A 12,940-nucleotide genomic window follows, 5' to 3' on the forward strand; every position below is an offset into this window, starting at 1 on the left:
TCACAACCTGCGCCGCCATCACACCTCTATTCATGGATAATAAAGGCAGCTTACCGGCTGTTGGATACCCATTTGACAAACACGCAGCCTTCACATACAGGCCACAAACCGCCATCGTCTGATGTTAAGCCCTTGCCACGCTGAGCCCGCGGCTGCGACAAGTGGACAGCTTTTGACCCTTGTTGCATAAGGGATAATCAGCCGCCGTTTGCTAGTAAAAAGCCCCCCGTTTCGCAAGCAAAAAAAGTTATTTAAATTTTCCATCTTCGATCGGGAGACTTGCATTTAGCGGAGCGGACGAATGAAAACCCGCTCACTGTGAGCGGTCACTAACTGATGGGGCAAGACTCACAATTTATCCACAGCTCGTCACTTATCCACACATTGCAATGGCGGGCTGACCTCACTATCTTGTAGCTCGAACTTAAAATAACACTACATCTTGTGATTCATCGCACAATCTCTACCCACCTCCCGCACACCGCCGGAGCCTGGGTGGCGCCATTGTGCGATGGTTTTTCGGGAATCAACTGAAGGTCATCAGCCAATGAACTTGTTTGTGACGAAGCGTAACGGACACAAAGAACCCATCGATCTGGATAAAATTCACCGCGTGCTGGACTGGGCCGCCGAAGGGCTCGACAACGTGTCGGTCTCCCAGGTAGAGCTCAAATCCCACATCCAGTTCTATGACGGTATCCGTACCGCCGACATTCACGAAACCATCATCAAGGCGACGGCTGACCTCATCTCCGAGCAGACCCCGGACTACCAGTACATGGCAGCTCGTCTGGCCATCTTCCACCTGCGCAAGAAGGCCTATGGCCAGTTCGAACCGCCCCACCTCTACCAGCACGTGGCTCGTCTGGTGGACATGGGCAAGTACGACAAGCACCTGCTGGAAGACTACACCCAGGCCGACTTCGAAGAGCTGAACACCCATCTGGATCACTGGCGCGACATGGATTTCTCCTACGCGGCAGTCAAACAGCTGGAAGGCAAGTATCTGGTCCAGAACCGCGTCACCGGCGAGATCTACGAGAGCCCGCAGTTCCTCTATATGCTGGTTGCGGCCTGCCTCTTCTCCAAGTATCCGAAAGATACCCGTCTGGACTACATCAAGCGCTTCTATGATGCAGTCTCGACCTTCAAGATCTCCCTGCCGACCCCGATCATGAGCGGCGTGCGCACCCCGACCCGCCAATTCAGCTCCTGCGTGCTGATCGAGTGCGACGACAGTCTGGATTCCATCAACGCCACCGCCAGCTCCATCGTGCGGTACGTTTCCCAGCGCGCCGGTATCGGCATCAACGCTGGGCGCATCCGCGGTCTGGGCAGCCCCATCCGTGGTGGCGAAGCGTTCCACACCGGTTGCATCCCCTTCTACAAATACTTCCAGACTGCCGTGAAGTGCTGCTCCCAGGGCGGCGTGCGCGGCGGTGCGGCCACCCTGTTCTACCCGCTGTGGCACACCGAAGTGGAAAGCCTGCTGGTGCTGAAGAACAACCGCGGCGTGGAAGAGAACCGTGTTCGTCACATGGACTACGGCGTGCAGATCAACAAGCTGATGTACCAGCGTCTCATCAAGGGCGGTGACATCACACTGTTCTCCCCGTCCGATGCGCCGGGTCTGTACGATGCCTTCTTCGCCGATCAGGACAAGTTTGAAGAGCTCTACGTCAAGTACGAGCAGGATCCGGCCATTCGCAAGAAGACCCTCAAAGCTGTCGATCTCTTCTCCCTGATGATGCAGGAGCGTGCCGGTACCGGTCGCATCTACATCCAGAATGTCGATCACTGCAACACCCACAGCCCGTTTGATCCGAGCGTGGCGCCGGTACGCCAGTCCAACCTCTGCCTCGAGATTGCGCTGCCGACCAAGCCGCTCAACAATATCGACGACGAGAGTGGCGAAATCGCCCTGTGCACCCTCTCCGCCTTCAACCTCGGTGCCATCGAGAAGCTGGAAGATCTGGAAGAGATGGCCGATCTGGCCGTACGTGCCCTCGACGCCCTGCTCGACTATCAGGACTACCCGATTGCCGCCGCCAAGAAGGGCAGTATGGGTCGTCGCACTCTGGGGATCGGCGTCATCAACTACGCCTACTACCTGGCCAAAAACGGTGCCCGCTACTCTGACGGCACTGGTCTGGCACTGACTCACCGCACCTTCGAGGCCATTCAGTACTACCTGCTGAAAGCCTCCGTGCAGTTGGCCCGCGAGTTCGGCCCCTGCCCGCTGTTTGGCGAGACCACCTACGCGCAAGGTATCCTGCCCATCGACACCTACAAGAAGGATCTGGATGCGCTGTGTAACGAGCCGCTGCATCTGGATTGGGAAAGTCTGCGTGAAGAGATCAAGTCAGTGGGCTTGCGTAACTCCACCCTGACCGCCCTGATGCCGAGCGAGACCTCCAGCCAGATCTCCAACGCCACCAACGGCATCGAGCCGCCGCGCGGCCTGGTGTCGGTCAAGGCTTCCAAAGACGGCATTCTCAAACAGGTGGTGCCCGAGTATGATCGCCTGAAAGATCAATACGAATTGCTCTGGAAGCAACCGAGCGTTGACGGCTACCTGCAGCTGGTCGGTATCATGCAGAAGTTTGTGGATCAGGCGATCTCCGCCAACACCAACTACGACCCTGCCCGTTTCGAAGGCAACAAGGTCCCGATGAAACAGCTGCTCAAGGACTTGCTGACCGCCTACAAATACGGCCTCAAGACCCTGTACTATCACAACACCCGTGATGGTGCAGACGATGCCCAGACCGACCTGCAAGATGACGGTTGTGCTGGCGGGGCTTGCAAAATCTAAGTCACGGCAAGAACTGATAACCGGGCGGGAGCGACAAGCTCCCGCTCTCCTGTTTTCTCTATTCACATATTCTGGTAACCATGGCCTATTCAACTTTCTGCCAAACCCAAAACGACCAGCTCAAAGAGCCGATGTTTTTTGGCCAATCGGTCAACGTAGCCCGTTATGATCAACAAAAGCACGAAGTGTTCGAGCGGCTGATCGAGAAGCAGCTCTCCTTCTTCTGGCGCCCGGAAGAGGTGGATGTCTCCCGTGATCGCATCGACTATCAGGCCCTGCCGCCGCACGAGCAGCACATCTTCATCTCCAACCTGAAGTACCAGACCCTGCTGGACTCCATTCAGGGCCGCAGCCCCAACGTGGCGCTGCTGCCGCTGGTCTCCATTCCAGAGCTGGAAACCTGGATTGAGACCTGGGCCTTCTCGGAGACCATCCACTCTCGCTCCTACACCCATATCATCCGCAATATCGTCAACACCCCCGCCCAGGTGTTCGACGACATCGTGACCAATGAACAGATCTTGAAGCGCGCCGGCTCCATCAGCCACTTCTACGACGACCTGATCGAAGCGACCGCCCTCTACAACCTGCATGGTGAAGGGACCCACACCGTCGCGGGCCGCGAAGTGACCATCACATTGCGCGAGCTCAAGAAGAAGCTCTATCTGTGCCTGATGAGCGTCAACGCGCTGGAGGCAATCCGCTTCTACGTCAGCTTCGCCTGCTCCTTTGCCTTCGCCGAGCGTGAACTGATGGAAGGCAACGCCAAGATCATCAAGATGATCGCCCGCGACGAAGCGCTGCACCTCACCGGCACCCAGCACATGCTGAACCTGATGCGCACCGGCCAGGATGACCCGGAGATGGCCGAGATCGCCGCCGAGTGCGAACAGGCCTGCTTCGAGATCTTCAAAGAAGCGGCCATTCAGGAGAAAGAGTGGGCCGAGTACCTGTTCCAGGACGGCTCCATGATCGGCTTGAACAAGGACATCCTCTGCCAGTATGTGGAGTACATCACCAACCTGCGCATGAGCGCAGTCGGCCTGCAGCCAGCCTTTGCCGGCACCAAGCAAAACCCGATCCCCTGGATCAACACTTGGCTGTCATCCGACAACGTACAGGTCGCCCCACAAGAGGTAGAGGTAAGCTCCTATCTGGTCGGCCAAATCGACAGCGAAGTCAATGCCGACGACCTGGGTGATTTCGAGCTGTGAGTGACGCCACCAACACGCTGACCCCTGCCCCGCACGCACCTGCCGAACAGCATGCGGTCGTGGCACCACGGGTACATACCCGGGATGGTGCCGTGCTGCACGCCCATCCCGGCGAAAGCGTGTTGGAGACCCTGGAGCGCCATGGTCATCATGTGGAGTTCCAGTGTCGCAGCGGCTATTGCGGCGCCTGCCGCACTCCACTGATGGCTGGCAAGGTGCACTATCCTTCGGTGCCGCTGGCATTCGTCGCCCAGGGGGAGTGCCTCCCCTGCTGCTGCAAACCGGTCGGCGCTATCCGGCTGGATATCCAGAAGAGCTGGCGCAGCCACCAGCTGCCACTCTCACAAAATAGAAAGCCGCCGGAGCAATCCGGCGGCTTTTTGTCTCTTCACATTGCCCGGGCGCACGATGACAGACGCCCAACCCCTCAGAGGATTACAACCAGGGGGCAGCGGTCGGCCCGTGGTGCAGGCCCAGTTTCCAGACCCGGCCAAAGTGCTTGTAATGACCGGCCGCGACACCGGCCTTCTCACCCATACCGTGGTAGAGATCGAGGTGCCCCTTCTTCACCGCCCCGCCCACATCCAGCGCAATCAACAGCCGCAGCTGGTGCTTGCCGGTCCAGTTACCCTCTTTGTCGAGCAAGGGAACTTCGGCGAGGATCGGGGTACCCATCGGCAACAAGGTCTTGTCGGCAGCGACGGCCGCCAGCGGCAGCAGCGGGATACCGGCCGCGCCGATCACATCATTAGTAGGGCGGCGCTCGAAGAAGACATAGGAGGGGTTCTGCTCCACCAGCTCCTTGACGCTCTCCTCCGGTTGACGGTTGGCCCACTCCTTGATGGCCTTCATCGACATCTGCTCTTTGGGCACTTCACCGCGGTCGATCAGTACCCGACCGATACTCACGTAACCGTGGCCGTTCTTGCCGCTGTAGCCCAGATATTGCAGCCGATCGTCATCTCCGTAATGGACAAAGCCGGAGCCCTGCACATCCATCAGGAAGTTGTCGATAAGGGATTTGCTGTAACCCAGCTCCAGCCCGCGGTTGGCCAGGGCCCCCTGATGGATCTCGGCCCGGGTCGGACAGCGACCGCCACATTTGGGCATGGCATAGATGGGATATTTGTACTTGGCATCCGGGCGGTGGCGCACCTCCAGCACCGGCGAGTAGTAACCGGTAAAGAGCACGTTACCCATGCGATCAGCACCGCCCAACTGGGCCAGACTGATACCGTAACGGGTGATGTCGGCAGGATTGCCGCCGCCCGCGACCCAGCGGGAGAGCTGGTGATAGAGCTCGCCATAACGGCGGGTCATCTTGCCGGAGCGCTCCAATACCAGTCTGCTTTGCGGGCCAAACTTGCTGTAGTCGGCACGCGCACGGCTATTGACCCGCTCCACCCTCACCAGATCCTCTGGCAAGGTCCCGTCCAGATACTGCTTGCCCAGATTTTCCGGCACCTCGCAGTTAAGAAAGCATCTGTTGTCGGTCTGTTTTTTGGGCACTTCTGCTTTGTCAGAGTTGCCCGCACAACCGGCCAGTCCCAGCACTGCGGCGGTCAGCCAGTACGCGTGTTTGTTCATATGTCCTCATATAACGCCAAGAGCCATGCTCGGCGGGGAAGATGCCAAATTTGCAGGGGGAAAGCAAACGACATCAATCACTTGAAGCAGGATTTCTCCAAAGGGGATCCGCTGGGTTATAACAAGGTGACAGGATGTGCGAGGTGATGGATGGAACAGCTCGAAATCTTCCCGTTGCAGAGCCCCTGCATCGGGGTCTGCGAAGTGAACAACAAGGGCTACTGCAAGGGCTGCCTGCGCAATCGCGAGGAGCGTTTCAACTGGCTCACCATGACCCCTGCCGAGCAGCAGGAGGTGATGCGCCTGTGCCGCAACCGCAAGGCACGGGTCGATGCCGCCCGCCGCAAGGCACAGGAAGGCGCCCAAAGTGAGCAACCGGATCAAGCAGGTTGGGATTTTTAAGCTCTTTCCTTACCTGTTTACGACCATCATTAAAAACGTTCCCACACGAAACCAAAAGCGGCCCGAAGGCCGCTTTGTTATTGATTGCATTTACTTACGCTACACCACTCAGGCCGTAGCCAACTTGGCCTGCTCTTCACCGCGCTTGAGCATGGCGTAGGAGACACCGGTCAGCAGCGAGCCTGCGGCAATGGCAACGATATACATCATGACGTTGCTGATGGCGTGCGGGATGAACAGCACGAACAGGCCGCCGTGGGGTGCCATCAGCTCGCAGCCGAACAGCATGGAGAGCGCACCGGTCAGGGCGCCGCCGACCATGCAGGCCGGGATAACGCGCATCGGATCCTTGGCGGCAAACGGAATGGCCCCCTCGGAGATAAAGCACAGGCCCAGCACGAAGGAGGCTTTGCCCGCTTCCTGCTCCGCCTTGATGAACTTGGTGCGGGCCAGGAAGGTGGCAATACCCATGCCCAGTGCCGGCACCATACCGGCGGCCATCACGGCGGCCATCGGGGCGTAGGTTTTGGAGGCCAGCAGGCCGACCCCGAAGGCGTAGGCCGCCTTGTTGACCGGGCCGCCCATGTCGAAGCACATCATGGCGCCGATGATGACACCCAGCAGCACGGCGTTGGCAGAACCCATGTTGTTGAGGAACTCGGTCATGGCATTCATGATGCCAGCCACCGGGCCACCCACCACGTAGATCATCACAAGACCGGTAAACAGGCTGGCAAATAGCGGAATGATCAGGATGGGCTTGAGCGCTTCCAGGGTAGTCGGCAGGCGCACCTTGTCGCTCAGGTACTTGGCGCTGTAACCGGCCAGGAAACCGGCCACGATGCCTCCAAGGAAACCGGCGCCCAGCGAGCTTGCCAGCATACCGCCGATCATGCCGGGAGCGAGACCCGGGCGGTCAGCGATGGAGTAGGCAATGTAGCCAGCCAGCACCGGGATCATCAGGGCGAAGGCGGAGCCACCACCGATCTTCATCAGGGCGGCGGCCAGAGTGCCTTCCACCTTGAACGCCTCGATACCGAACACGAACGAGAGCGCGATGATAAGGCCGCCCGCCACCACCATCGGCAGCATGAAGGAGACCCCGGTCAACAGGTGCTTGTAGGGGCCTGCCTTCTCCTCTTTCTTGGGCTGGCTGGCACCGCTGTGGCGATAGGTTTTCGCCTCACTCCAAGCCTTGTCCAGCTCGGCGCGGGTTTTCTTCAGCGCAGCGCCCGTGCTGGTGCGATAGACCGGCTTACCGTCAAAACGGGCCATGTCCACCTCGATGTCGGTGGCGAGGAATACCAGATCAGCAGCGGCAATCTCCTCGACGGTCAGGGCATTCTGGGCACCGACCGAGCCTTGAGTCTCGACGCGGATCTGATAACCCAGCTGTTTGGCCATGGTCTCCAGCGCTTCTGCCGACATAAAGGTGTGGGCCACACCGGTCGGACAGGCGGTCACCGCCACAATGTGCTTGCCAACGGCGGCCGGTTTGGCGGCAGCGGGCGCGGCTTGATGACGATAGACGCTGGCACCGCTGGTTGCGGCTTCCAGCAAGGCAGCCGGATCCTGCAGGGCGAGATCCATGCTGCCCTGATAGACTCGCTTGCCATCATAGGCGGCGAGATCCACCGGGGCACTGGCGACAACCAGCACCAGATCGGCGGCGGCAATCTGCTCCTTGCTCGGTACTTGGCGAGGCTGCACGCTGGAGCCGACGTCGAGGGTGAGTTCCCAGCCAGCCAGTTTGGCATGCTGTTCTATCCGTTTTGCAGCGAGAAAGCTGGTGGCAATGCCCGCCGGGCAAGCCGTAACCAAGATTGCTTTCATTGGGCATCTCCTGAGTTTTCCATTGAGGGGGTATTGCATTGAACAGGTGCCAGCGCATCCAGAGGCTGTACGCGCACCTGTTCAAGTAAAGGGTTGAGCACATTGATATCGTTAAAGCCGACCGCGACCTGACTGACCGCCAAGGCCGAGACGGCAGTGGCCAGCCGCAGGGTCTGCTCCGTCGCCCAGCCAAGGCTCAGACCATGGGCGAGACCGGCCACCAGGGAGTCGCCAGCACCGACCGTGCTGACCACCTGCATCCGCGGCGGAATGGCCTGCCAGACGGCATCCGGTGCAAACCAGATGAGGCCGTCGGCGCCGTTGGAGATCACCACGTTGGGGATGCCGCTTGCCTGCAGCGCGCGGGCACACTCGGCCTGCTCGCTCAGGGTCTTGATGGGGCGGCCCGCCCACTGGCCGAGCTCCTCCAGATTGGGTTTGACCAAGGTCGGCGCAGCCTTGATCCCTTCGCTTAACGCCGCGCCGCTGCAATCAAAGATCACCTGCTTGCCCTTGGCCTTGAGCAGGCGGATCAGATGGGCGCAGTAATCGGGGGCCACCCCTTTGGGCAGGCTGCCCGCCAGCACGAACCACTCTGCATGCGCAGCCAACTCGTCGATGGCCTGCTCCAGCGCGCTCACCTCCCCTCGCTGGATGGTGAGCCCCGGCAGGTTGAGATCGGTGACCCGACCGGACTGCTCGGAAATCTTGACGTTGATGCGGGTGCTGCCCGCGACACGGACAAAGTGATCATCCAGCGCTCGATCTGCAAACAAGGAGACAAAGCTCTGCTCATTGTCAGCGCCAAGCCAGCCGGTGACGCCCACGTCGCGGCCCAGATCCTTGAGCACCATGGCGACGTTGATCCCCTTTCCCGCCGCGCGCAGGTTGGCCTCGCTCACCAGATTCACCTCGCCAAGGCTCATCGCCTCAAGACGGGTGGTGAGATCGAGCGCGGGGTTGAGGGTAATGGTGACAATCTTCATCAATGCGCCCCCTCGCCCAGACCGGCGGCAATGGCCTCACCGATCCCCTTGAGGGCGGCTTCGGCATCCGCTCCTTCGGCGCGAAACGCCAGACGGTGACCGCACTTAACGCCAAGGCCGATCACCTTCATCAGGCTCTTGGCAGAGACCGCCTCGCCGCTGCCATCCAGATTGGCAACCCGGATGTCGGATTCAAACTCTTTGGCCACCTTGACCAGCATGGCGCCCGGACGGGCATGCAGACCGTGAGGATTGATGATGGTGAAGGTTTCGGAAAGACCGCTCGCGGGGCCCGCTTGCAGCATAGCCAGCCCCTCGTTGCCCGCCAGTGTGGCAAGTTGACCGGCCGCCGCCAGTTTGGCCAGATTCTCCAGTTGCGGCAGATGGCTGCTATCGGCGGCACACAGCAACAGCATGGCGCTGACCGGTTGATCCCCTGCCATAAGTTCGCTGCTCGGCGTTGCCAGCACCCAACCGGTCTGGGCAGCTTGCGCACGGGCCAGCCAGACGCCCCCGCCCAGATAGGCGGGATCGCTTGCCAGCAGCGCCGTCACCATGGCGGCATCGCCCCAGCCAGCAGACTTGGCGCGGGCGGCCGCACCCAGCAGCAGCTGGTCGCGATCATCGGCCGGGAAGTCAGCCAGGGTCAGGTATTGCACCTCTTTGGCGGCAGTGGCACCGGTCAGGATGTTGATGATGGTGTCGGTATCGGTAGCCTCTTTCAATTGCGCGGCCGCCTGCTCGTCACCCAGCACATGGGTGAGCTGGCGCAAAATGCCCAGATGCTCGTCGGACTTGGCGGCAATCCCGATGGCGACGTAGGCAATCTGCCCCTCATCCCACTCGATACCGTTGGGGAACTGGGCCACCATGACGCCGGTGCTCTTCACCAAATGGCGGGTGTCGGTGGTGCCGTGAGGAATGGCGATGCCGCTGCCAAGGTAGGTGGCGTGTTGCGCCTCGCGGGCCAGCATCCCATCCACATAGCCCGCTTCCACCAGACCGGCTTCGGTCAGTTTGCCTGCCAGCAGGGCAATGGCGTCCGACTTGGTCACCGCCGTCTGCCCCAGCAAGATCTGCTCTCGCGCCAACTTCAACATAGAGACTCTCCATCAGGTTCCGGCCGTGCCGGTAGATCACAATTGAACATTCGAGTAACTCGCCAGCTGACAATAGACCCGATCGCGGTTGTCTGTGATCGGTGCCTGATTTTCAGGCCACTGAGTCTCTTCGTTGCTGACAGGCTGAATCGTTTCACTTACACTCAGACTGAATCGTTTCAGCGAATTGATCAAGTACCCACAAAGAGTGCTTTTCAATGATATGATCCCGCGCACACTTTTCGGTGCCCTCACCCGGCAGTGACCGTGGGCCTTGCAACTCAAACAGAGCCAATATGATGAAACTGGATGAAATCGCCGCCCTCGCCGGTGTCTCGCGCACCACGGCAAGTTATGTGATCAATGGCAAGGCCGACCAATACCGCATCAGCCAGGCTACCCGTGACAAGGTGATGGCAGTGGTCACAGCCCACAACTACCAACCGGACAGCCGCGCCGCCTCCCTGCGTGGCGGCCAGACCAAGACTCTGGGCTTTATCCTGCCCGACCTTGAGAACGCCAGTTACGCCAAGCTGGCCAAACGGCTGGAACAGGGGGCGCGAGCGCAGGGTTATCAGCTGCTCATCGTCTGCTCGGAAGATGATCCCGCCACCGAAAAAGAGTTGGCTCAGATGCTGGTGAGCCGGCATGTGGACGCCCTGCTGGTAGCCAGCTGTCTGCCGCCGGACGACCCCTTCTACGGCAAATTGCAGGCACAAGGCAGCCAGATCCTCGCCATCGACCGGGCCATGGCCGCCGACCAGTTCGTCACCGTCGCCAGTGAAAACGAGAAGGCGAGCTTTGATCTCACCAGCTCCCTGCTCACCCCTACCTTGCGCCATATCGCCTTGATCACCGCGCTGCCAGCACTCACGATCAGCAAAGAGCGCAAAGCCGGTTTCGAGCAGGCGGTCGCCAGTCACAGTGCGGCTCGCCACCTGTGCGAAGGGGATCACTTCTCCCGCCTTGAGGGGTATCGCCTGATCAAAGATCTGCACCAGCAGTTGGGTCAGCTGCCCGAGGCGCTGATCACTACCTCCTATATCCTGATGGAGGGGGTACTCGACTACCTGTTGGAACAAGAGACCGATATGAGCCAGCTTGCCATGGCCACCTTCGGCGACGATCGGCTGCTCGACTTCCTCCCCTTTGGCATCAACTCCCTGCCTCAGCAGCACGATGCACTGGCGAGCCAGGCGCTGGAGCTGGCACTCAAGGCGGTCAATGGCGAATACCAGAGCGGACTGCACTATGTGAGCCGTACCCTCAAGCGCCGCCGCTAACCCGCTCCGCAGCAGACCCGGTTTGCTGGCAATGGGTGGGTTAAGAGAACAGATGACAATAAGGCTGCCATGATCGGCAGCCTTATTGTTTCTCTCCACAACCCTGCCCGCACGCTTTGCTTTCTCTGCATGCCTGACCGACTAAACAACCGGTCTCCACACCCCTTTTTCCCCTCAACGCCACACCAACGTCAATACAAGGTCCTCCCCGATCCCCTATCTGTGCTGCTGCCACTTGGCTTGTCTGTATCTATGAGCCCCTTCTATCAGTCGATTTTTCCGGTGCTTTTTTCTGCAATTAGCCACCGCTGTCATCATTTATTTCCACTTGTCGCCACAAGCCAGCACAAGATCCGTATAAAAGGGGTTGTCTCCGCTATTTTGATCCGCTAACTTGGCAACTATCTTTTACAAGTGACAGGTTTTAGGTACAGATGTTCCCGTTCCGATATTGCTAGCCTCCGGCCTTATCCCCGGAGGCGCCTGCTGATAACGCCAATTGACCCCTCTTGTTGACGTCACTGCTGACATCGCCTGTTTGCACTGACACCGCTACGTTCGGATGGATAACATGAATACCAAAACCCTGGGTTGTACCCTGTTGATCGCCGGCACCACCATAGGCGCCGGCATGCTGGCCCTGCCGCTGGCCTCCTCCTCCCTCGGCGGCCCCGCCACCCTGATGCTGATGGTCGGCCTCTGGGCCCTGATGGCCTTCACCGCCATGCTGCAAGTGGAGGCCAGCCTCAACACCGGCAAGTGGTACCTGCACCAGCTGGCGGATCATCTGCTCGGCCCCTGGGGCAAGCGCATCGCCTCCTTCTGCATCCTGATGTTGTTCTACTCGCTCGCCTCCGCCTACATCAGCGGCGGCAGCAGCCTGCTGGCACAGGCGCTGGCCGATGCGGGCATGACCCTGACCCAGGAACAGGCCGCCTGGGCCTTTACCCTGCTGTTTGGCGGCATGGTCTGCGTCGGCACCAAACAGGTGGATTACCTCAACCGGCTGATGTTCACCGTGAAACTGGTGATCATGGTGGCGGTGCTGGCACTGCTGCTGCCGCGCGCCGAGGGGCAGCATCTGCTCTCGATGCCGCTGGGTCAGGGCTTGCTGCTGGCGGGCCTGCCGGTCATCTTCACCTCGTTCGGCTTTCACGGCTCCATTCCGAGCGTGATGCTCTACCTTGGTGACTGCCCCAAGCAGCTGCGCCGGGTCTTTGTCTGGGGCTCTGCCCTGCCGCTGATCCTCTACGTGCTGTGGCAGGTGGCGATCCTCGGCCTGCTCGGCCAGCAAGCCCTGCTGCAAACCGGCGGCGCGCTGGACAGCCTGCTGGCCAACGTCGGCAAGCTGGTGAGCTGGCCTGCGTTTAATCAGGCGATGCATCTGTTTGCCGATCTGGCGCTCGCCACCTCCTTCCTCGGGGTGACGCTGGGGCTGTTCGACTTTATGGCCAAGGCGACCCATCGCAAGGATAACTGGCAGGGCCGCAGCCAGACCGGTCTTATCACCTTTGTGCCGCCCCTGCTGTTTGCCCTCTACTTCCCGCAGGGCTTTATCATGGCGCTCGGCTACGCCGCCATTGCGCTGGCGATCCTCGCGGTGTTGCTGCCGGTGGCACTAGTGTGGCAGAGCCGCAAACAGGCGGCGTTTTTCAAGATAGTTGTCGCGCAAAGCTGTTTTAAGCAGCCTCTTTCTGCTCCGGCTCGGGTTTCTCGGGCC

At 60.0% G+C, this 12,940-nt stretch carries 9 protein-coding genes and 1 pseudogene; 6 read left to right on the plus strand and 4 right to left on the minus strand.

The features are described 5' to 3' along the window. Positions 1 to 547 precede the first annotated feature (547 nt). The 3 genes and pseudogenes from nrdA to yfaE form a co-directional block, all read left to right on the plus strand. On the plus strand, positions 548 to 2,815 hold the full coding sequence (gene nrdA, locus OKC40_RS08470; protein WP_270694045.1) for a class 1a ribonucleoside-diphosphate reductase subunit alpha: 2,268 nt from the start codon (positions 548 to 550) through the stop codon (positions 2,813 to 2,815). A gap of 80 nt (positions 2,816 to 2,895) precedes the next feature. Beyond that, on the plus strand, positions 2,896 to 4,029 hold the full coding sequence (nrdB, locus tag OKC40_RS08475) for a class Ia ribonucleoside-diphosphate reductase subunit beta (RefSeq protein ID WP_005336708.1): 1,134 nt from the start codon (positions 2,896 to 2,898) through the stop codon (positions 4,027 to 4,029). Continuing rightward, a pseudogene (gene yfaE / locus OKC40_RS08480) lies at positions 4,026 to 4,346 on the plus strand (class I ribonucleotide reductase maintenance protein YfaE); the annotation flags it as partial. The gene nrdB and the pseudogene yfaE, both read left to right, overlap by 4 nt. 118 nt (positions 4,347 to 4,464) lie before the next feature. Here yfaE and mltA read toward each other — a convergent pair. Beyond that, positions 4,465 to 5,616: a murein transglycosylase A gene (gene mltA, locus OKC40_RS08485; protein WP_019445143.1), complete on the minus strand. Its 1,152-nt coding sequence runs from the start codon at positions 5,614 to 5,616 to the stop codon at positions 4,465 to 4,467. A 150-nt stretch (positions 5,617 to 5,766) separates the two neighbouring features. On the opposite strand from mltA, the gene OKC40_RS08490 reads away from it, so the two are divergent. After that, on the plus strand, positions 5,767 to 6,018 hold the full coding sequence (locus OKC40_RS08490) for a DUF1289 domain-containing protein (protein ID WP_139408585.1): 252 nt from the start codon (positions 5,767 to 5,769) through the stop codon (positions 6,016 to 6,018). Between the two features lie 108 nt (positions 6,019 to 6,126). Here OKC40_RS08490 and fruA read toward each other — a convergent pair whose 3' ends face one another. Genes fruA through fruB form a run of 3 tightly spaced genes read right to left on the minus strand, consistent with a single transcriptional unit; the run spans position 6,127 to position 9,937 of the window. Then, positions 6,127 to 7,851 carry a PTS fructose transporter subunit IIBC gene (gene fruA, locus OKC40_RS08495; protein WP_270794801.1) on the minus strand — a complete coding sequence of 575 codons (1,725 nt, stop codon included), beginning with the start codon at positions 7,849 to 7,851 and terminating at the stop codon, positions 6,127 to 6,129. Further along, positions 7,848 to 8,837, minus strand: a complete 990-nt coding sequence (gene pfkB / locus OKC40_RS08500) for a 1-phosphofructokinase (protein WP_270794802.1) — start codon at positions 8,835 to 8,837, stop codon at positions 7,848 to 7,850. The genes fruA and pfkB overlap by 4 nt, the downstream gene beginning before the upstream one ends. Then, complete coding sequence (gene fruB / locus OKC40_RS08505; RefSeq protein ID WP_270794803.1) at positions 8,837 to 9,937, minus strand: fused PTS fructose transporter subunit IIA/HPr protein; 1,101 nt, start codon at positions 9,935 to 9,937, stop codon at positions 8,837 to 8,839. The genes pfkB and fruB overlap by 1 nt, the downstream gene beginning before the upstream one ends. 296 nt (positions 9,938 to 10,233) lie before the next feature. Here fruB and cra point away from each other — a divergent pair, with 296 nt between their 5' ends. Together cra and OKC40_RS08515 are read left to right on the plus strand one after the other, a co-directional pair. Then, complete coding sequence (gene cra, locus OKC40_RS08510; RefSeq protein ID WP_270794805.1) at positions 10,234 to 11,220, plus strand: catabolite repressor/activator; 987 nt, start codon at positions 10,234 to 10,236, stop codon at positions 11,218 to 11,220. A gap of 571 nt (positions 11,221 to 11,791) precedes the next feature. After that, on the plus strand, positions 11,792 to 12,940 hold a 1,149-nt coding region (locus OKC40_RS08515), incomplete at its 3' end, for an aromatic amino acid transport family protein (RefSeq protein WP_270794806.1).

Source organism: Aeromonas sp. QDB11 (assembly GCF_027705265.1).
GTDB classification, from domain to species: Bacteria; Pseudomonadota; Gammaproteobacteria; order Enterobacterales; family Aeromonadaceae; genus Aeromonas; species Aeromonas allosaccharophila.